This is a genomic window from Nocardia sp. NPDC055321 (assembly GCF_053645575.1).
Window position 1 is genome coordinate 55,109 of sequence record NZ_JBSHMS010000022.1, and the last position, 20,261, is coordinate 75,369.

The 20,261-nt window shown below is 71.3% G+C and carries 18 protein-coding genes; 9 read left to right on the top strand and 9 right to left on the bottom strand.

The genetic code is table 11. The features are described from left to right. Positions 1-125: 125 nt before the first annotated feature. Positions 126-665, top strand: a complete 540-nt coding sequence (locus ACWIGI_RS30730) for a hypothetical protein (protein ID WP_454206203.1) — start codon at positions 126-128, stop codon at positions 663-665. Positions 666-842: 177 nt separating this feature from the next. Here the strand turns inward: ACWIGI_RS30730 and ACWIGI_RS30735 are convergent, their stop codons facing one another. Beyond that, the gene (locus ACWIGI_RS30735) at positions 843-1,226 is read right to left on the bottom strand and encodes a PPOX class F420-dependent oxidoreductase (protein WP_454206205.1); all 384 of its coding nucleotides are present in this window, start codon (positions 1,224-1,226) and stop codon (positions 843-845) included. Positions 1,227-1,374: 148 nt separating this feature from the next. On the opposite strand from ACWIGI_RS30735, the gene ACWIGI_RS30740 reads away from it, so the two are divergent. Continuing rightward, positions 1,375-2,091 (top strand): glyoxalase, encoded by a 717-nt coding sequence (locus ACWIGI_RS30740; protein ID WP_454206207.1) that lies wholly within the window; start codon positions 1,375-1,377, stop codon positions 2,089-2,091. Between the two features lie 123 nt (positions 2,092-2,214). On the opposite strand, the gene ACWIGI_RS30745 is transcribed toward ACWIGI_RS30740, so the two are convergent. Both ACWIGI_RS30745 and map read right to left on the bottom strand, forming a co-directional pair. Further along, the gene (locus ACWIGI_RS30745; RefSeq protein ID WP_454206209.1) at positions 2,215-2,937 is read right to left on the bottom strand and encodes a TetR family transcriptional regulator; all 723 of its coding nucleotides are present in this window, start codon (positions 2,935-2,937) and stop codon (positions 2,215-2,217) included. Positions 2,938-3,038: 101 nt separating this feature from the next. Then, entirely contained in the window at positions 3,039-3,806 is a 768-nt protein-coding gene (map, locus tag ACWIGI_RS30750; RefSeq protein ID WP_454206211.1) for a type I methionyl aminopeptidase, read from the bottom strand. A 126-nt stretch (positions 3,807-3,932) separates the two neighbouring features. On the opposite strand from map, the gene ACWIGI_RS30755 reads away from it, so the two are divergent. Then, entirely contained in the window at positions 3,933-4,202 is a 270-nt protein-coding gene (locus tag ACWIGI_RS30755) for a helix-turn-helix transcriptional regulator (RefSeq protein WP_454206213.1), read from the top strand. Positions 4,203-4,251: 49 nt separating this feature from the next. On the opposite strand, the gene ACWIGI_RS30760 is transcribed toward ACWIGI_RS30755, so the two are convergent. The 4 genes from ACWIGI_RS30760 to ACWIGI_RS30775 form a co-directional block, all read right to left on the bottom strand. Further along, entirely contained in the window at positions 4,252-5,157 is a 906-nt protein-coding gene (locus ACWIGI_RS30760; protein ID WP_454206303.1) for a S1C family serine protease, read from the bottom strand. A 491-nt stretch (positions 5,158-5,648) separates the two neighbouring features. Then, a complete protein-coding gene (locus ACWIGI_RS30765) occupies positions 5,649-6,167 on the bottom strand; it encodes a hypothetical protein (RefSeq protein WP_454206215.1) in 519 nt (172 codons plus the stop codon). A gap of 47 nt (positions 6,168-6,214) precedes the next feature. Then, positions 6,215-7,609 carry a metallopeptidase TldD-related protein gene (locus tag ACWIGI_RS30770; RefSeq protein WP_454206305.1) on the bottom strand — a complete coding sequence of 465 codons (1,395 nt, stop codon included), beginning with the start codon at positions 7,607-7,609 and terminating at the stop codon, positions 6,215-6,217. Between the two features lie 34 nt (positions 7,610-7,643). Continuing rightward, on the bottom strand, positions 7,644-9,170 hold the full coding sequence (locus ACWIGI_RS30775) for a TldD/PmbA family protein (RefSeq protein ID WP_454206217.1): 1,527 nt from the start codon (positions 9,168-9,170) through the stop codon (positions 7,644-7,646). Positions 9,171-9,357: 187 nt separating this feature from the next. On the opposite strand from ACWIGI_RS30775, the gene ACWIGI_RS30780 reads away from it, so the two are divergent. After that, a complete protein-coding gene (locus ACWIGI_RS30780; protein WP_454206219.1) occupies positions 9,358-12,147 on the top strand; it encodes a TetR family transcriptional regulator in 2,790 nt (929 codons plus the stop codon). Positions 12,148-12,238: 91 nt separating this feature from the next. Here ACWIGI_RS30780 and ACWIGI_RS30785 read toward each other — a convergent pair whose 3' ends face one another. Continuing rightward, entirely contained in the window at positions 12,239-13,006 is a 768-nt protein-coding gene (locus ACWIGI_RS30785; RefSeq protein WP_454206221.1) for a TSUP family transporter, read from the bottom strand. A 129-nt stretch (positions 13,007-13,135) separates the two neighbouring features. Here ACWIGI_RS30785 and ACWIGI_RS30790 point away from each other — a divergent pair, with 129 nt between their 5' ends. Together ACWIGI_RS30790 and ACWIGI_RS30795 are read left to right on the top strand one after the other, a co-directional pair. After that, positions 13,136-14,350 carry a sensor histidine kinase gene (locus ACWIGI_RS30790; protein ID WP_454206223.1) on the top strand — a complete coding sequence of 405 codons (1,215 nt, stop codon included), beginning with the start codon at positions 13,136-13,138 and terminating at the stop codon, positions 14,348-14,350. 9 nt (positions 14,351-14,359) lie between these two features. Next, complete coding sequence (locus ACWIGI_RS30795; protein WP_454206225.1) at positions 14,360-15,022, top strand: response regulator; 663 nt, start codon at positions 14,360-14,362, stop codon at positions 15,020-15,022. Here the strand turns inward: ACWIGI_RS30795 and ACWIGI_RS30800 are convergent. After that, positions 14,986-15,792, bottom strand: a complete 807-nt coding sequence (locus ACWIGI_RS30800) for a potassium channel family protein (protein WP_454206227.1) — start codon at positions 15,790-15,792, stop codon at positions 14,986-14,988. The genes ACWIGI_RS30795 and ACWIGI_RS30800 overlap by 37 nt on opposite strands. A gap of 153 nt (positions 15,793-15,945) precedes the next feature. Between ACWIGI_RS30800 and ACWIGI_RS30805 the strand changes: the two genes are divergently transcribed. The 3 genes from ACWIGI_RS30805 (at position 15,946) to lnt (ending at position 20,021) form a co-directional block, all read left to right on the top strand. Continuing rightward, entirely contained in the window at positions 15,946-16,467 is a 522-nt protein-coding gene (locus ACWIGI_RS30805) for an FxsA family protein (RefSeq protein ID WP_454206229.1), read from the top strand. 142 nt (positions 16,468-16,609) lie between these two features. Further along, positions 16,610-18,205, top strand: a complete 1,596-nt coding sequence (locus ACWIGI_RS30810; RefSeq protein ID WP_454206231.1) for an amidohydrolase — start codon at positions 16,610-16,612, stop codon at positions 18,203-18,205. A 205-nt stretch (positions 18,206-18,410) separates the two neighbouring features. Next, on the top strand, positions 18,411-20,021 hold the full coding sequence (gene lnt / locus ACWIGI_RS30815; RefSeq protein ID WP_454206307.1) for an apolipoprotein N-acyltransferase: 1,611 nt from the start codon (positions 18,411-18,413) through the stop codon (positions 20,019-20,021). Positions 20,022-20,261 lie beyond the last annotated feature (240 nt).

Genomic DNA, 20,261 nt, shown 5'->3' on the forward strand with positions numbered 1-20,261 from the left:
TGTTGATTCCCGATTCGCGGGCGTGCACGTTGCACGCGCAATTCGATCGTGTTCTTCGGCGTCGCATTTCGTGCACGCCCGGTGTGCGCACCGGCGAATCGGCCTTTCACCGGCAGGAACGCATGATGAAAATCGCCAAAATCGCCGCGACAGCCCTTTTCTCGATCGCCACGCTCTGCGTCGCGACCGCCACCGCGCACGGTGAACCCGGGGTCGCGAATCCGGGTATCAGTGGTGTCGATCGAGGGGTCGAGTACACCACCAGCCTGGCGCCCGACCGCTCGGCCGTCACCACCACCCTGGCCGCGGGCCGCTTCGAACTGGGCGCGGGCGCGGTCACCGTGATCGGCCCCGCCGGGGAGACCATCGCCGCGCTGCCGCTGACCTACCAGGTCGCGGACCGGACGGTGAGCGTCCTACCCGAGATCGACGCCGCCGGAACGACATTGACGGTCCGCCCGGCCAACGCCGCCGACGTGGTCGTCCCGACCGCGGAGTCCGTGGCTTTGCAGCAGGTGGCCAACGCCGGGACGATCGTCGCGGGGGCGGTCATCGGGTGCCTGGTCGGCATCGTCATCGGCATCTGGTTCTTCGGGATCGGCGCCATCATCGGCTGCGGCGTCGGCGGATTGATCGGCGCGATCATCGGCGGGCAGCAACCGTGAGGTGACACCGGACGTGCGTGCGGGCTCCGGCCCGCGGGCACCGGACCGCCGGGCAACGCAACCGCTCCGGCGGTCCTGCCATGTCCGGACCCGGTGCGGCGAGTCTCGGGAGGTGGTGCCCCTGACGGGGCCGTACCCCGAATCCGCTACGGCGGTAACGGATTCGGATCCGGATGATCAGGGGGTGGCGGTCACTTCGATGCCGATCGTGCCCGACTTGCCGCGCCGCAGCACACTGCCGGTGACGATCAGGAAGCCCTGGATGCCGTAGCGCTTCTTGATGAGTGAGCGCGTGCGGTCGCTGCCGGCGTCGTCCTGGATGATCGCGGTGCCCTTGACGATGTCGCCGCGGGTCTTGCCGCGCACGTCGCAGGGCTGGATGGTGACCTCGGGGTTGCGGCGGATGCGCTTGACCTTCCAGCTGTCGGTCACCGTCCAGATGTACAGGCGGCCGTTGTCGAGGGCGGCCCACAGGGGCGTGCCGACGGGGGTGCCGTCCTTCTTGAACGTGGTCAGCATGACGTATTGGGCGGTCCCGGCCGGGCCGAAGGGGTTGTCCACGATCGCAGCCTAGCCGGTGCGCGGGCGGGCGGCCCGGCATCGCCGCCGGGCGCTGGCTCCCGGCCACCTTCCCGCAACAAGTCATAGGCGCGTGTCCAGTGGGCTTTGTAGGCTGATTCGCGGAGGAGAACAGTGCGAGGAGGCAGTAATGGTGGCGACTTCGGTTCCCATGCTCTGGGGCGGCAATCTGCCGGAGACTCTCGATTTCTACAAGACGCTGGGCTACGTCGTCACGTACGAGCAGCATCGCCCGTACAGCTACGGGGCGGTGCGGCGCAACGGATTCGAACTGCACTTCGGTCCGACGCCCAAGGAACTCGACGCCCAGCGGGCACACATCGGGTGCCTGGTGGTGGTCGACGAGGTCGAACCCTGGCACGTGGAGTTCACCGCCGCGCTGCGTGCCAAGTACGGGCGCATCCCCGCCCGCGGGACGCCGCGCATCACCCGATTCCGGCCCGGGCAAACGCGTTTCACCGTCGTGGACCCGGTCGGCAACACCGTCATCTACATCCAGCGCGATGAACCGGACCCCGAATACGGCGGGTCGGCGGCGCTCGAGGGGCTGGCCCGGGTGCTGGACCACGCCCGGATCCTGCGGGACTCCAAGAACGACGACGTGGCCGCCGCCCGCGTCATCGAGACCGGCCTGCGCCGGCACGCCATCAAGGCCAGCCCGGTCGAGCGGGCCCGCGCGCTGGCCATGCTCGCCGAGATCGCGGCCGCCGCGGAAGATGCCGGCCGGGTGGCCCAGTTGATCGCGCAGATCGACACCCTCGCGCTCTCCGACGACGATCGCGCGGTGGTGGACGACGAGCTCAAAGCGGTAGCGGCGCTGCGGGACTGGCTGGCCGAACAGGCCTGACGCGACCGGGCCGGTGCGTTACCGGCCCGCGGCGTCCGATGTGGTGCGGCGGGTGCGCGCCGGGCGTGTGGAACGGGTGCGGCCGGGCGTGCGGCGCCGGATGCGCGGGACGTCCGGGCGCGGTCACCGGGTGCGGGCGCCGACCATACGCAGTGCGAGCGTGGCGTATTCGTCGCCGAGGGTCTCCGGGGTGCTGCGGTAGCCGGGGCGATACCAGCGCGAGGTGTCCACGCTCAGGCCCAGCAGGGCCAGGGCGGTCGCGCTCGGATCGGTGATGTCGAATTCGCCGGTGCGCGCGCCGTCCGCGGCCAGATCGCGGATCAGGCGGTGCAGGCCGTGCTGTACCTCGGTCACCTCGGCGCGGTGGTCGGGGGTGAGGTCGGTCAGGTGGTAGAGCACGACGCGGACCGAACCGCTGTAGCGGGCATGCCAGACGGTCAGCTCGCGCACGGTGCGGGCCAGGCGCTCGGCGGCGGTGCCGGGGCCGGCCGCCGCGGCCTCGGCCACCTGCTGGGTCAGGCGCAGCGCCGAGAGCGAGATACGGTGCAGAACTTCCTCTTTGGAGCGGAAATGCACGTACAGCCCGGCCGGGCTCAGGCCTGCGCGGGCGGCGATGTCGCGGGTGGTGGTGGCGTGGAAACCACGCTCGGAGAAGGCGTCGATGGCCGCGAGGAAGATGCGGCGCTGCCCGTCGGGGAAGCGGCGACCGCCCTCGAGCTGCGCCAACGCCGTGGCCAGCGCGGCATTGCCGGGATCCAGGCCGGTTTCGGTCCCGGGCGGATGCCCGTTGCCCGGGGCCTGCGGCCGGTCGATCCCGGCGCCCTGCGGTACGTCGTCGATGTTCATCGAATCATTATCGTGCAGAGAGGTTTTCGCGCGCGCGGCCGGGCGTGGATCACCCAGGGGGCCGCCGCCCGATCGCGGCTCGGTCGCGGTACCCGCGGTGGTCAGGCGACGAGGGTGAGCACCTGCGGTCCGTCGGCGGTGATGGCCACGGTGTGTTCGGAATGGGCGGTGCGCGAGCCGTCGGCCGAGCGGATGGTCCAGCCGTCCGGGTCGGTGTAGACGCGGTCGGTGGTGCGGGCGAACCACGGTTCGATGGCGATGGTCAGGCCGGGGCGCAGGCGGTAGCCGCGGCCGGGGCGGCCGTCGTTGGCCACGTGCGGATCCTCGTGCATGGTGCGGCCCAGGCCGTGGCCGCCGAATTCGGTGTTCACCGGGTAGCCGTGCGCGGCGGCGACCGCGGCGATGGCCGCGGAGACGTCGCCGAGGCGATTGCCGGGCTGGGCGGCGGCGATCGCGGCGTCCAGGGCCAGTTCGGTGGCGCGGATGAGGCGGGTGTCCTCGGGGGCGGCGGTGCCCACGGTGACGGTCGTGGCGGCGTCGGCCACCCAGCCGTCGATGCTCACCGCCAGATCCATGGTGAGCACGTCGCCGTCGCGCAGGTCGTAGTCGAAGGGCAGGCCGTGCAGCACGGCGTCGTTGACCGACAGGCACACCGTGTTGCGGAAGGGGCCGCGCCCGAACGAGGGGGAGTAGTCCCAGTAGCAGGAGACCGCGCCGCGCTGCCGAATGCGCTCGCGCACATGGGCTTCGAGCTCGAGGAGGTTCACCCCCACCGCGGCGCGCTCGCGCAGTTCGGCCAGTACCTCGGCGACGAATCGGCCCGTGACCCGCATGCGGGCGATCTCCGCCGCGGTCTTGAGTTCCACCATGACAACCTCCGTGATCGGTATTTTAATACCGACCATAGCCGCCCGTGGTATTTTTATCCCAATCGCGGCGAACGGCCGCACCCGCCCGGGTCGCCGGGCGGCATACCGGCAGACAGGTGAGGTTTCATGGTTCGGCTTCCACTGACCCCGGCGCAGCTCGAGGCCGGCCGCCGCCTGGGCCGCGCGCTGCGCACCGCCCGCGGAGAGCGCGAGCTCGTCGAGGTCGCCGCCGCGGCGGGCATCTCGCCCGAGACCCTGCGCAAGATCGAATCCGGCCGGTTGCCGACGCCGGCGTTCGGCACGGTGGTGGCCCTGAGCCGCACCCTGGACATCCCGCTCGAAGAGCTCGCCGAGAACTGGAATCCCGCCGCGGAGGCCGCGCGCTCGGCGTCCTGACGCGCGGGCGTCCCCGCGCCGGTGGTTGATCGCGACCGCCGCTGCCGCCTCAGTCGGCCGGAAGTTCGCTCGGCACCGCGATCACGTCGACCATCGCGCCGTTGCGCAGCACCGTCACCGGGAGCGCGCGGCCGATGGCCTCGTCGAAGAGCTGACTCTGAATGCCCTGGGCGTCACGCACTTCCCGCCGGGCCACGCTCAGCACCAGGTCTCCCCGGCGCAGGCCCGCGCGTTCGGCGGGACCACCGCGCACTACCTCCATGATCCGCAGCCCGGCGTTCTGGCCGGTGCGTTCGGCGACGTCCGCGGGCAAGGGAGCGGGCACCCCGACCACTCCGAGGTAGGCGCGCCGTACCCGGCCGTCGTGGCGCAGCGTGGTGATGATGCGGCGCGTGGTCCGGTTGATCGGAATCGCCAGGCCCAGCCCGATGCCCGCCACCGCGGTGTTGATCCCGACCACCCGGCCCAGTGAATCGGCCAGCGCGCCACCGGAATTGCCCGGGTTCAGGGCGGCATCGGTCTGGATGACGTCCTCGATCACCCGCGCGGTGCGCCGGTTGCCCACCGGCACCGACCGGCCCAGCGCACTCACCACGCCCGCGGTCACCGATCCGGCCAACCCGAGCGGGCTGCCGACCGCGACCACCAACTGGCCGACCACCAGTGCGTCCGCGTCCCCGAGCGTGGCGGCCGCGGGCGCCCCGCCCCGCGCCCGCAGCACCGCCAGATCCGAGAGCGGGTCCACCCCCACGACCTCGAATCGCGATTCGGCCCCGTCCGCGAACACGACGACCCCGTTGCCCACGCTCCCCACGACGTGCGCGTTGGTCAGCAGATACCCGTCGTCGGTGAACACGACCGCCGACCCGGTCCCGCGCCGGGTCTGCACACTGGCCACGTGCGGCGTGACCGCCCGCGCCACCGCGATGACGGCCCGCGAGTACGCGTCCAGCACCGGGACGTCCGCCCCCGGCCGCGCCGAGCCGGAGGTCGTGTCGCCCGCTGTAGGGAGATCAGACACCGGGTCGGAAGTGCCGGGCAGACCGAACAATTCGGCGTCGGCGTTCGGCGCGGCGGGGTCGGCGGACTCGAATTCGCCGGCGGGGGAGAGGGCGGGTTCGTCGGACACGGTGACCACCATCCGATTACATGATTACGGGTGAGTCATTCCAGGATGCCCGCGCGCCGGGCACCCGGCATGCTGTTCGCTCGCGGCGCAACCGGTGGGCGGGGCAGGGCCCTCACGGTCGCGCTGTCGACGGAACATCTCGGGCCTATGTCTGTCCTCGCAGCGACACCGCCAAAGAGCCTCGGGTCTCGATCGGACACCGCCGCATAGCCCGCGTGCTGGCCGACGCACGGTCGGCCTGATGTTGGCCGCCGGTGCGGATCACCAGTCGTGCCCGAATCGGTTTCGTGCGAGTAATCGTCGTCTCGCGATGAAAGTCAATGCCCCGCCGCAGCGCGGAGGCTGTCGGGGTCGGTGACGCTCAGGGTCAGGGAGGTGGCCCGGACGCGGCGGAAGGCCAGCGTGCGGGCGGGGACCGGCGGGGTGAACTCGATGCGGAGCAGGGGAGAGGACGGGGAGCGGATCACGGTGAGGTGGCCGGAATCCTCGTCTACGGCCAGGCCGAGTTCGGCGGGGTCCCGGGCGGGCGGGGTGAACTGGGCGATCGCGGTGATCGAGGTGAGGGGGATATCGAGGGCTGCCAGCCAGCCGAAGCGGACGCGTAGCAGGGCGTCGGTTACCCGGACGCCGCTCCACAGGGGTGAGGCCACAGCCGCGAGCAGGACCAGCGTGGCCGCGCCGACGACGATATCGACCACGCGGGCAACGACTTCCGGGAGCAGGGCGGTGACCAGGAAATGCAGGACCACCGCCTCCAGCACGCCCAGTACGCACAGGCCGGCGACCAGCGCGGACCAGCCGGACCTGCCGCCCAGGCCGATGCGGGTGGCACCCATCGGGACCGACTCCTTCGTGGTCGAGCCGGTCCCGGCGGACCGGGGGACTAGGTGGCCTGGCTGACCGAGGACATGTGGAAATCGGGAATGCGCAACGGCGGCATGGCCGTCCGGGTGAACCAGTCCTTCCACTCCCGGGGCAGCGCGATCTCGGTGCGGCCCGCCTCGGACACCCGGCGCAGCAGATCCAGCGGCGACTCGTTGAAGCGGAAGTTGTTCGCCGCCCCGACCACCTCGCCGTCCTCCACCAGGTACACCCCGTCCCGGGTCAGACCGGTCAGCAGCAGCGTCGCCGGATCCACCTCGCGGATGTACCACAGGCAGGTGAGCAGCAGCCCGCGCTCGGTGCGGGCGATCATGTCCGTCAGCGAGGCGTCCGAACCGCCCGTCATGAGCAGGTTCTCCCCGGGCAGGGTGACGGGTGCGTCGAACTCGGCGGCCGTGGCGCGCGGGTACACCAGCGACTCCACCACGCCCTCGCGCACCCAGTCCGCGCGCTGGGCGCTGAGCCCGTTGTCGAACACCGACAGCGACTCCGAGGACGCCGGGGTCGCCACGAACGGCCGGTACTCCAGCCCCGCCGCCGACGGATCCGAGAACAGGGTGAGCGGAATATCGGTGAGCCGCTCCCCGATTCGCGTACCACCCGCGCGCGCGAACGCGGTGTGACCCTCGTGCGCGCCGCGGCCCTCCATGGACCAGGCCATGTAGATCATGAGATCGGCGACCGCCGAGGGCGGCAGCAGCGTCTCGTAGCGCCCGGCGGGCAGATCGACCCGCCGCTTGCTCCAATCCAGGCGGCGCGCGAGCTCGGCCAGCAGCCCCGGCACGTCCACGTCCTGGAAGTCGGTGGTGCCCGCGCCGACCCACGCGCTGGCCAGATCCGCTCCGGCGCCGCGCTTTCCGTTGATCTCCACCGAACCGGTCGGCTGCACCCAGCGCCGGCGCATCCCGGCCGAGGTGCCCAGCCAGGTGGAATGCACCTGGTGGTGCGCGAAGCCGTACAGCTTGTCCGCGCCGTCGAACCCGGGCGCGAGATCGCGCGCCAGCTCCCCGAACACCCCGATGTCGGTGGTCGCGGGCGTACCCTCCCAGTCGAGCATCCGATCCAGGGTGTCGGCGTCGACCGCGCCGGGTTCCAGCAGCGGCATCGCGTCCTTGGCCGGTTCGGCCGCCCGCGCGGCCGCTTCGCTGGCGCGGACCACGGCCTCGATATCGGCCGGATCCACACTCGTGGAACTCACGCTGCCCACGCGCGCGCTCGCCCCGTCCCGCAGGATCGAGACCACCGCCCAGTCCCGGGCGACCGAGGAACCGTTGGTGGTCATGGAGTTTCCGGCCCAGCGCAGGGACGCCTCGTGCGCGTCGGTGACGATCACCATCGCCTCGTCGGCGCGCGAGAGACGCAGCGCCCGTTCGACGACCTCGGGTGCGGGAAGCACACTCACCGTATCGATCCTTTCCCCGATGCCCGGGTCACTGCCCGGCCTCGGCGCGGGTGTTGAGAACGTTGATGCCGCGCACCAGGACCGACGGGCAGCCGTGCGAGACCGCCGCGACCTGACCGGGCTGCGCCTTACCGCAATTGAACGCACCGCCCAACTGCCAGGTGGACGGACCGCCGACCGCTTCCATCGCGCCCCAGAAGTCGGTGGTGGTGGCCTGATACGCGACATCGCGCACCTGCCCGGCCAGCTCGCCGTTCCGGATCCGGAAGAACCGCTGACCGGTGAACTGGAAGTTGTAGCGCTGCATGTCGATCGACCACGACTTGTCGCCGACGATGTACAGCCCGTTCTCGACCCGGGAGATCAGTTCGGCGGTCGTGGTGTCGCGCTCGGGATCGGGTTGCAGGGACACGTTCGCCATGCGCTGGATCGGGACGTGATGCGCGGAGTCGGCGTAGGAGCAGCCGTTCGAGCGCTCGAGGCCCAGGCGCGGGGCGAACGAGCGGTCGAGCTGGTAGCCGACCAGGGTGCCCTCGCGCACCAGGTCCCAGCGCTGCCCGGCCACGCCCTCGTCGTCCCAGCCGACCGTGGCCAGGCCGTGCTCCTGGGTGCGGTCGCCGGTCACGTGCATGATCGGGGTGCCGTAGCGCAGGGTGCCCAGCAGGTCGGGGGTGGCGAAGGAGGTTCCGGCGTAGGCGGATTCGTAGCCGATGGCGCGATCGTATTCGGTGGCGTGGCCGATCGACTCGTGAATGGTCAGCCACAGATTGGTGGGATCGATCACCAGATCGGTGGGACCCGCGACCACGGTGGGCGCCTTGACCTTCTCGGCCAGCCAGCCCGGAATGCGGCCGAGTTCGCCGTCCCAGTCCCAGATTCCGTCCGCGCCGGTCACGTACTCCCAGCCGCGCCCGGCCGGAGCGGCCAGGGTGCGCATGGTTTCGAACACGCCCGCGGCGGGATCGACGGTGATGGCCTCGAATTGGGGGTGCAGGCGCACCCGCTGCTGGGTGATGCGGGAGCCGAGGGTGTCGGCGTAGAAGGTCTGCTCCTTGACCTGCAGCACCGAGGCGGTCACGTGATCGACGCCGTCCGCGGCGGCGAGTCGTTCCGAATAGTCCAGCAGCAGTGCCACTTTGTCGGGGGTGGCGACCGAGAAGGGGTCGATATCGTAGGCGGAGACGTACTCCGCGTCGGCGTAGCGCGGCTCCGGAGCGAGTTCCACCCGTTCGCGATTCAGGGCCCGCAACGTTGTGGCTACCGTCACCGCGCGGCGCGCGACCTCGACGGCGGAGTTCGCGGTGAGGTCGGCGTGCGAGGCGAAACCCCATGTGCCGTCGACGATGACCCGGACCGCGAAGCCGAGATCGGTACTGTCGCGCACCGATTCGACGCGGCCGTCCCGCAATCTGATGGACTGCTGTAGGAGTCGGTGCACGCGCAGATCCGCGTACTGCGCGCCCGCCGCAGTCGCCGCCGACAGGGCGGCCTCGGCCAGCTCCGCCAGGGGGAGTGCGCGGAACTCCTCGTCCACGACCTTGGTTGCGATGCTCACCCGCACCACGCTAGAGGGTGCCCCGGCGGTCGTTCAACAGCACGCGCACACCCGTTCGCCTTCACAGGCTGCAAAGGTGCACACGCTGCAAGAACGCACGGGGTGCGAAGTAGCACACAGGGAAACGCACGCGACAAGCCCTGCACATGCGAGGTTTTGCTGTTCGGATGCCGTAGCGTCTGCCCGCGTGCCGCCATCCGCACTACGCGATCGCAAACGAGAACGCACCCGCCGCGCCCTGTACGAGGCCGCCGCCGAACTGTTCGAAGCCAGAGGCTACGAGGCGACCACCGTCGCCGACATCGCCGCCGCCGCCGAAGTGGGCACCCGGACCTTCTTCAACTACTTCGCCAGTAAAGAGGAACTGCTGTTCCCCGAACCCGACGATCGGGTGAGTTCGGCGGCGCGCGCCATCGCCGCCCGCACGCCCGAGGAACGACCGGTCGAGGTGCTGCTGCGGGCGTTGCGCGCGGCCGGCGACGATCCGGGAGCGCAAGCGGGAGACAAACTCTCGGCCCGCATCGCGGTGATTCGCGCGCAGGTGTCCCGTCATATCCCCGCGGTCAGTGGCCGGGCCGCCTACGCACAGCTGTCGGCCCAGCAGGAAATCGCACAGCAACTGCGCGCGGCGTTCCCGGAGGAACTGGACGAGGTCGGCGCGGCCGCCCTGGTAGGTGCCGTGATCGGCGCGGTGTCCGGTGCGCTCACCGCGCTGTTCCAGAGCGGGGCCGCCGGTGATCCGGCCGAGCTCCAGCGCCGCATCCAGGACACCACGTCCACGGTGCTCGCGCCGTGGCTCACCGCGCCCCGGCCCGGAACCGGTGTGGCACAGCCCGCCCCGGGTTCGGGCGGGGCTCCGGTCCGCGCGCCCCAGGTGCGCCGGGAGCCGGGTGCGTTGCGCGCACCCGAGATTCGGCGCGACGCCACGGGCCCGTCCTCCGGTGACCCCCGCCGCGCCGCGCCCATGGCTCCGGCACGGGGAACCTCGGCCGCCGCCAAGGCGTCCCAGGCCAGCCGGATCTTCGCCCCCGCCGAGCCCCCCTCCCGCGACACCCTGGTGGGCCCGATCCCGCAGGCGCACACCGCCTCCGGCCCGTCCGCCGCGCTCGACGCGACCGCGCGCCCCGCCCCGGTGACGGTCCAGGTACGCGGCAATTTCGACGCCGAGGCCTGCGCGATCACCACCCCCGCCGAGGTGTCCCGCGCGGTCCGCGTATTCGGCGCGACGGTCCGCCAGTCCGACACCTGGAGCTCGGCCGGCACCCCCGAATCCCGCACCTCCCCAACCCCGGATCCGGACGACTCCTACGCCACCCGCACCGACGCGACCTCGGGCCTGACCCACACGGGACTGTCCGCGGCCGAACTGTCCACGGCGGCGAACCGCCCGGAACCGGCACCCGCCGCTCCGCGCCCGGCGACGGTCTCCGACCCTCCCTGCCTCACCCCGCCCCAACCGGCGGGCGCGACAAGCGCGGAGCCGAATGGTCAGGCGCTCACGGAAACCGCTGCGCGGCAGGTCCCCTCGGTATCAACCGCGCACACGGTCGCCCCCGAGGTAGCGGACTCGGTCGAATCGGGTGCACGTTCGGACCATGCCGTGGACGCCTCCCGAAGGTCGCGTCCGGAAGGTCGTGCCGAGTCCGGCCCGGGTGCCCTGCCCGTCATCGGACCGGTCGCGCGCTACGAGTTCGAACGTGCGGTGTCCGTCGCCGTCGCCGGTGAAAGCCCGTCCACGGTCGAACCGACAGCGGATGCGCAGCCGATCGTAGACAAGGACCGAGAGATGCGCGCGGGCATCGGGCCCACGGCGGATTCCGCCACCGGCGATGCGCCCGGCGCTGAACCGGCTGCGCGCGTTGGGTTCCAGCCGGAAGCGGTGAGTCCCGTCACCGCCGATCTCGGACGCATGCCGGAACCGAGCGTGCGCCCCGGGTTCGGTGTCACCCGAAACTCCGACGCGGACGATTCGATCGGACCCGCGGCAAGCGATGTGCCCATGCCGGCCGGGCAGCGAGGTCCTGCGGTCCAGGTGACCACGACATGGGACTACGCCACCGACTCGCACACCGCGCGGGACGCCGCTTCGGGGGCGTTCGTGCGCCGGGAACCGGTGAGCACCTCGGATATCGAGGTAACCGGTGGCGGTCGCCCGGACCGGGACGGCACGGCGGATCCGGAGTCGGCGGTGCGGGAAACCGGCGCGGCCGACGAGTCGGTCCCGGTGCCGGTGAGCCGTCTCGATGTCGCCGCCGCACGTGCCGACGCCGGTTCGATCCGGGCCATCGGGGGCGAGGCGGACGAGACCCGGACAGCCGGAGACACCCGGTGGGACATGCACGACCGGAGTCGGTGGACGGTGGCCCGGCCTGACGTGTCCGTGCCGGAAGCCGAGCGGGGCGCGCCCGAGTCGGGCGCGACGGTCCCGGTCGCCGGGAACGCGATCGAGTTCGTCTCGGGCGCGGGGAAACCTGCGCTCGGGGTTGATGAGACCGTGGTTGAGCCTGCGGTATTCGTGCCGCGAGAGTCCGTGGCCGTCGACTCGAAAGCCGGCGGGATTCTGCCCGAGCGGCCGGCGCGTACGGGCGAGGATGTCCCCACTGCCGGTGGAGTTTTCGCCGAGCGCAAAGGACCCGAGTCAGCGGATCTCCAGCCCGTGAGTGAGGTTCAGGAGCCCGGGGCGCGGGAGACCCTCCGCGGGGGCCCGCGGTCCTATTCGGTCGCAGGGGATTTCTCGACCGAGGCCGCGCCGACCGCCCCCGAGGGCGGGGCGGTTCCCTACTGGGACGCGAATTCGCGGCCGCGGCTTGCGGTTCCGGTCCGGCACCTGGGTGCCGCGGTGTTGCGGCGGCAGGCGACCGTGGCGTCGGGGGAGGATGAGGACGGGGCCGTGGGTGCCGCGGTCGAATCCGGTTCCGCAACGGTGATTTCGGGTGTCGACGGGAGTCGGTCGGGTTCGGGGGACAGCGGCGCCTGATCCGGAGCATTCGGTCACTCGGCCGGGCCACCGCGAACCGTGGTGGCCCGGCCGAGGTGTATTCGGCTCGGGCGGTGTCGTGTGACGAAAGTCAGGCGAACTGTTGCCAGCCGAGGCGGATGACCATCGCGACGACCACCACCAGCAGGACCACGCGGACGAAGCTGGCGCCGCGGGCCAGGGCCATGCGGGAGCCGACCACCGAACCCGCGACGTTCGCGGCCGCCATCGACAGGCCCAGCGCCCACAGGACGTGGCCGGTGCTCGCCAGGAACACCAGGGAGCCGAGGTTCGAACCGCAGTTGATGACCTTGGCCATCGCGGCGGCGCGGACGAACTCGGTGCCCAGCAGGGTCGCGAAGGTGATGATCAGGAACGTGCCGGTGCCGGGGCCCAGGATGCCGTCGTAGAAGCCGATCAGGCCGGCCGCCAGGGCGATGACCAGGATCGTCTTGCGGCGGGTGGGCGGGTCGGTGGCCAGGGTGACGCCGATGGACGGGCGCACGGTCACCACGATCGCGACGCCGATCAACACCACCATGACGATCGGGATGAACAGGTCGCGGTCGATCAGCGCGACCGCCGCCGAACCGGCCGCCGCCGCCCCACCCGCCAGCGCCGCCGCCGGCAGCAGGCGCTTCCACTGCATCGGCACCTTGCGCGCGAAGGTGATCACCGCCGCGGTCGTGCCGGAGAAGGCCGCGAGCTTGTTGGTGCCCAGCGCCGTCTGCGGCGCCAGCCCGGGCATCACCACGAACAGCGTGGGCAGCACGATCAACCCGCCCCCGCCCACCACCGCGTCGACCCACCCCGCCGCCAACGCCGCACTCAGCAAGACCGCCCAGTCCACACCCGTCACCGCCCGAGCCAAGCAGACCGCGCCAACTCCGGGCAAACCAACCACGCCGCCCACCGCTCACCGCCGCGTCCCGGCGACGCGGCGATCCGGCTCGGGGTGGGGCTCGGGCGCTGCACCTAGGGTGGACGCATGCGCCGGTTCAGTTTGTGGCTGCGGGACAGGCCGCTGATCTCGGACTCCATGCTGGCACTGGGTCTGCTGATCATCGACATGCTCGCCATCGGGGAGAGCCGACATCGCGTCGTCTACGTGGTGCTCGGCGTGCTGCTGGTACTGCCGATGGTGTTCCGGCGCACCTACCCGCGCGCCAGTGCCGTTGTGCTGGTGGCACTCTCGATCTGTTTGACGCTCGTGCACTGGGGCCTGGCCCAGGGCAACGCGCTGCACCCGGCCCTGCTGGGCCTGGGCATCATGCTCTACACGCTGGTCGCCTACGTCGGCCGGCGCGAGGGCCTGTGGTACCTCGGGGTGCTGCTGGTCGACGGCACCCTGTCCGCGCTGCTGCTGGACACCCCCGAGAGCTTCACCGACACCGCCTTCACCGCGCTCTACTACGCCCTGTGCTGGACCCTGGCCGAATTCGTCGGCGCGCGCCACGCCTACGACAACGAGGTCGCCGCCCGCCTGGCCGTGGCCGACTATGACCGCGAACGCCGCGCACACGACGCCGTCGCCGCCGAACGCACCCGCATCGCCCGCGAACTGCACGACGTGGTCGCGCACGCGGTCAGCGTCATGATCGTGCAGGCCGACGGCGCCCGCTACACCCTGCGCCGGGACCCCGACGCCGCGGAGAAGGCCGTCACCATCATCGCCGGCACCGGCCGCGACGCCCTGCGCGAACTGCGCCGCACGGTCGAACTGCTGCGCAGCGAACACGCGCCCGAAGGGCTGCCGCAGCACGGCACCGCCGGCATCGCCAAGGTCGTGCACATGATGCGCGACACGGGCCTGGGCGTGGGCCTGGAGATGACCGGCGAGCTCGACACCGTCAGCCCGGAGGTCAGCCTCGGCATCCACCGCATCGTGCAGGAATCGCTCACCAACACCCTGCGTCACGCCGGCCCGGCCCCGCGCGCGGAGGTGATCGTGGCCCGCCGCGAGCACGACGTCCTGGTGGAGATCAGCGACTCCGGGCGCGGCGAACCCGCGGTCACCCGCATTCCCGGCAGCGGATTGGGCCTGCTCGGCATGCGCGAACGCATCGCGGTGCTGGGCGGCACCCTGGACACCGGCCGAAACGGCAACGGCGGCTGGACCGTTCGCGCGACGATCCCGCTGGATCGGGCCGCGGCCGGGGACCCCGAGCCCGACGGCTGGGGCGACCCCGAGCCCGACCGATAGATTGAACGGGTGCCGATCACCGTTCTAGTAGTCGACGATCAGGAGCTCATGCGCGCGGGATTGCGCATGGTGCTCGGCGCCCACCCCGATCTCGAGGTGGTGGGGGAGGCCGACAACGGCGCCACCGCCATCACCCGCGCCACCGAGCTGTGCCCCGACGTGGTCCTGATGGACGTGCGTATGCCCGTCACCGACGGGGTCACCGCCACCGCGCGCATCATCGAATCCGGTTGCGGCAGCCGCGTATTGGTCATGACCACCTTCGACCTCGACGAACACGCGCTGGGCGCGCTGCGGGCGGGCGCGAGCGGGTTCCTGCTCAAGGACACCCCGCCCGAGGACCTGATCTCCGCCATCCGCAGCGTCGCCGCCGGTGACGCCGTGGTCTCCCCGAAGGTCACCAAACGCCTGCTGGACCGCCTCATCGCCGACGATCCCGCCGCGGGCCGCGACCCGGGCGTGCTCGAGGTGCTCACCGCCCGCGAGCGCGAGGTGCTCGAACACATCGCGGTCGGGCGCTCCAACGCGGAGATCGCCGGCGTGCTGTTCCTGTCCGAGGCGACGGTGAAGACCCACGTCGGCCGGGTGCTGACCAAACTCGGCCTGCGCGACCGCGTGCAGGCGGTGGTGCTCGCCTACGAAACCGGGCTGGTGCGCCCGGGCAACGCCTGAGCCGGCCCGCCGTCCGGCGCCTCGGTCCCGCGCAGCGCCGCGACCTCCGCGCGCAGCGCCCGCACCTCGGCGACCAGCAGGCCGATCTCCTGATCGGCCCGCTCGGTCGAGACCTCCACGGCCTTGAGCTGATCGAGCACCCAGCTGGTCGCGGTGCCGATCGCGAAGCTGATCAGGCCGATGCCCAGGGTCATCAGGATCAGGGCGATGAACCGGCCCTCGGTGGTCACCGGGTACACGTCGCCGTAGCCGACCGTGGTCACCGACACCATCGACCACCACAGGGCGTCACCGAAATTCAGGATCTTGGACTCGGGCGCGCCGTACTCGGCGTCGAAGAACGCCAGCGAGCACAGGAACATGATGAGCAGCGAACTCGTGCCGACGAAGATGGCCAGCCGGGCGCGGGTGACACGACTGCGGTTGAGGCTGTCCAGCATCAGCAGGGCCGCGCGCATGAGCCGCAGCGGCCGGAAGGGCGGCAGCAGCACGATCAGCACCTCGATCGGGCGGCGGCGCACGAACCGCCACCGATCGGTGGAGAGCCACACCCGGATGCCGAAATCGGTGGCGAACACCGCCCAGATGGCGATGTCGGTGACGGTCAGCCAGGTGTCCAGGCGCGGGGAGGCGCCGGTGTCCAGTACCTGCCAGGCGTAGACGCCGACGAACGCCACGGCCAGCGCGAGCATCGGAATGTTGGTGGCGTGCTCCCACGCCTGCCGGCGCGTGCGCGGGCGGGACTCGGGGGCCGAATCGGGCTGGACCATGATCTACCTGTGCTGATGCGGTTGCGTGCCTGATGCATCGCCGCCTGGTAGAGCGACGCTACAGTCCCGATGCGATGTGAGAACCACCGCATCGGGAGAAAAATCGCACCGCCGGCCGTTGACGAAGTAGATCGCTCGAAAGGAGCGCCCCCCATGCCCGCACTGCTGTTCCTGGCCTACTTCGTCGCCGAGATCGCCACCCTGGTGCTCTTCGGTCACCTCATCGGCGTCTTCCCGACGATCCTGTTGCTTGTGCTGGGTTCGGCGGCCGGTCTGATCCTGGTCCGCTCGCAGGGCCGGCGCGTGTTCGAGGGCTTCCGGCGCGCCTCGCGCGGTGAACTCGACCCCGGTACCGCGGTCGCGGACGGCGCGCTGGTGACCGTCGGCGCGGTGCTGATGTTCGTGCCGGGTCTGCTCACCTCGCTGCTGGGCCTGCTGGCCCTGACCCCGGTGACGCGTTTCCTGCTGCGCCCGCTGGTCGCGGCGTTCGCGGCCCGCAAGCTCTCGCGGGTCGCCACGGCCGTCGGGCCGTACGGCTACCGCAACGTGGTGATCGACCCGGACGGGGAGGTCATCGACGCGACCGTGGTCGGGGAGTACTACGACGACGGCCAGGGCCCGGCCCGGCGCATGATCATCGACGGGTCGACCGACTTCACCAAGCCCGGGCACTGATCCGGAACCCGACTGCTGCGAGGGCCGAGCGTCACACGCTCGGCCCTCGCGCCGTATTCGGACAAGCCCGCGTATCCGATTCGTCCGCTGTGCGGTAGTGCGGTTGCGGGCGGGCGGGCCGCGTGCGGCAGACTGGAAACCCGTGAGTACCCAGTTGCTTGTCGGCGGCCGAATCTACAGTTCGACCAACCCCGATGCCACGGCCATGGCGGTCACCGGCGACCAGGTGACGTGGATCGGCGCGGACCGCACCGGGCGCGCGCTGCACCCGGACGCCGAGGTCGTCGACCTGGACGGCGCTTTCGTCGCACCCGCCTTCGCCGACCCGCACGTGCATGTCACCGCGCTGGGCCTCAAACTCACCGGACTCGATCTGGCACAGGCGAATTCCCTCGAGCACTGCCTGGAACTGCTGCGCGCGCACGCCGCCGCACAGCCGGCCGGGCCGATCCTGGGCGACGGCTGGGACGAGACGACCTGGCCCGGCGGCCGCGCCCCTTCGCTCGCCGAGATCGACGCCGCCGCGCCCGGCCGCCTGGTGTATCTGGCTCGCGTGGACGCGCATTCGGCCGTGGTCTCCACCACGCTGCTGGACGCCGTCCCGGGGGTGACCGAGGCGACCGGCTTCACCCGCGGCGAGCCGCTGCGCGCGGACGCCCACCATCGCGTCCGCCGCGCGGCACTGGGCGCCCTGGATCCGGCCCAGCGCGATCGCGCCCGCCGCGCCGCGCTCGACGCCGCCGCCGCGCAGGGGATCGCCGCGGTGCACGAATGCGCGGGACCGGACATCTCCGGCGAGACCGATGTGCGTGAGCTGCTGGCCTTTTCGCACGGGGTCGAGGTCCGCGCCTACTGGGGGCAGGCCGTGCGCACCGCCGACGAGGCCCGCACCCTGACCAAGGAACTCGGGGTGCACGCCCTGGGCGGTGACCTGTTCGTGGACGGCTCGCTCGGCTCGCACACCGCCCTGCTGCGCGCCCCCTACGCCGACCTCGACACCCGCGGCACCGCCTACCTGGACGCGGAAGCCGTTGCCGCCCATGTCCTGGCGTGCACCGAGGCTGGAATCCAGGCCGGATTCCACGTGATCGGCGATGCCGCCATGGACGCGGTCGTCGCCGGCTTCGAGCAGGTCGTGGACCGTCTGGGCGGCCCGGCGGTCGCCACCCGCGGGCATCGCGTGGAACACGCGGAGATGATCGATCCCGAGCAGATCGGCAAGCTCGCCGCCTGGGGCGTGATCGCCAGCGTGCAACCGGCTTTCGACGCCGCCTGGGGCGGACCCGACGGCATGTACGCCACCCGCCTGGGCGCCGAGCGCGCCGCGGGCCTGAACCCCTTCGCCGCCATGGCCGCCGCGGGGATCTCCCTGGCCATCGGCTCGGATTCCCCGGTCACCGCGCTGAATCCGTGGGCCGCGATCCGCGCCGCCGCCCACCACCGCACCCCCGGTCATCAGATCTCCCCGCGCGCGGCCTTCGCCGCCGCCACCCGCGGCGCCTGGCGCGCGGGCGGGGTCCGCGACGGTCTCGCGGGCACCCTGGTCCCCGGCGCGCCCGCCTCCTACGCGGTCTGGGAGGCCGCGGATCTGGTCGTGGCGGCCGCCTCGGACAAGGTTCAGCGCTGGTCCACCGACCCGCGCTCGCGCGTCCCCGGCCTGCCGCCCCTGACCCCCGGCGCCGAGCTGCCCCGCTGCCTGCGCACCGTGCACCGCGGGGTCACGATCCATGGCAACTGATCCCGCCCCCGAAACCACCCCGCCCGCAACCCCTTCCACCCCTCCGGAACACCGTGTGACCTCCGCCGATCCGGCCGGCGGGGCCCGCGCGGCGGGTTCGAACTCGACCCCGGACACGGCGGGCGCCACCGCGGTCGCGACCGCCGGGAACGGGGTGATCACACGGCTGACACGTGTCGCGCGGGCGTATCCGGTGCTCACGCGAATGCTGTGCGCCGTGCTGGCGGGATTGTTGTTGTTCGCGAGTTTCCCGCCGCGGACTTTGTGGTTTCTCGCACCGGTCGGTATTGCGATTCTCACACTCACGGTGCGCGGGAACGGGCGCCTGCGTGGGGGATTCGGATACGGAATGCTGGCGGGGCTGGCGTTCTTTCTGCCTTTGCTGCCGTGGACCGGAATTTACGTCGGACCGGTGCCGTGGATCGGATTGTCGACCGCGCTCGCGGTGTACGTGGGGCTGTTCGGCCTGCTGGTACGCCTGGTCGGGCGACTACCGGGGTGGCCGCTGTGGGTCGCGCTGATGTGGTCGTTCACCGAGTGGGGGCGCTCGAGCTTCCCGTTCGGCGGGTTTCCTTGGGGCAGGCTCGCTTTCGGTCAGGCCGACGGGTGGTACCTGCCCTACGCCATGATCGGCGGCGCGCCGGTCGTGAGCTTCGCGGTGGCCCTGACCGGCGCCGGGCTGGCCGCGTGCGCCGTGTGGTTGCTGGAGGCGCGTAGCACATCCGGCGATCCGGTAGGTCCGAATCCTCCCGGGACGGGGGGTTCGCGTCCCATATCGTGGAACCGGATTGTTGCCGCGGCAATGCTTGTGGCTATAGTTCCGATCACCGGAGTGATCCTCCGGACCGCGCTGCCCAGCCCGGAGGACGGCAACCGGCCGATCACGGTCGCCGCGATCCAGGGCAGCGTGCCGCGGCTGGGCCTGGACTTCAACGCCCAGCGCCGCGCGGTTCTCGACAATCACGTCAAGCGTACCGAGGAACTCGCCAGGGCCGTCGCGGCCGGGCAGGCCCCGCAGCCGGATGTGGTTGTCTGGCCGGAGAATTCCTCCGACATCGACCCGCTGCGCAACGCCGACGCCGGCGCTCTCATCCGGCAGGCGTCCCGGGATATCAAGGCGCCCATCCTGGTTGGCGCCGTTCTCGTGAACGACGATCGCACGACCACGAATTCGGTCATGGTGTGGACCGCGGACGGTCCCGCGGAGCGGCACGACAAGAAGATCATCCAGCCCTTCGGCGAGTACCTGCCGATGCGCTCGTTCTTCCGGCTCTTCTCCGAATACGCCGACCGCGCCGGATATTTCGTGCCCGGCAACGGGGACGGCGTGGTGCACGTGGATCCGGCGGGCGGCGGCGCGCCGGTCGCCATCGGCGTGGCCACCTGTTACGAGGTCGCCTTCGATCGCGCCTTCCAGGACGCCATGCGCGCCGGCGCGCAACTGCTGACCGTGCCGTCGAACAACGCCACCTTCGGCGACAGCGAGATGACCTATCAGCAACTGGCCATGTCGCGGGTGCGCGCGGTGGAGCACGGTCGCGCCGTGGTGGTTTCGGTGACGACGGGGGTCAGCGCGATCATCACCGCCGACGGCGTCATCCAGCAGCGGACCGAGCAGTTCGTCCCGGCGGCGCTGGTGGCCTCGGTGCCGCTGCGCACGGACTCGACACTCGCGACGCGGATAGGGCCCGCGCCGGAACGAATCCTGTGTATTCTGGCCGCGGTTGCCGCCGTGGCGGCAGCACTGCGACGGCGCGCGCACACCCACGCGGGTCCGTCCGACCCTCATGAAGCCGGTACCCATCCGGCGCGATAGCTGCGGGCACGTATGACGAGGGCCGTCCCGCCCAGCGAACAGACTATTCGCTGAAATTTAGCCAGAGCCCAGTTACTTCGGTTGATATGTCTGAATTCAATCCGGTGCCCTATGCGAATTACGGGAAAATCGCGAGGTTTGCTTTGAAGTAGCTGTCCTGAATATCGCTCCGCCAACGCCGTTCGTTGCCGGGCAACTCGAGATCACCACCGATCCGGTCGGCGTGATGCTCCGAATCAT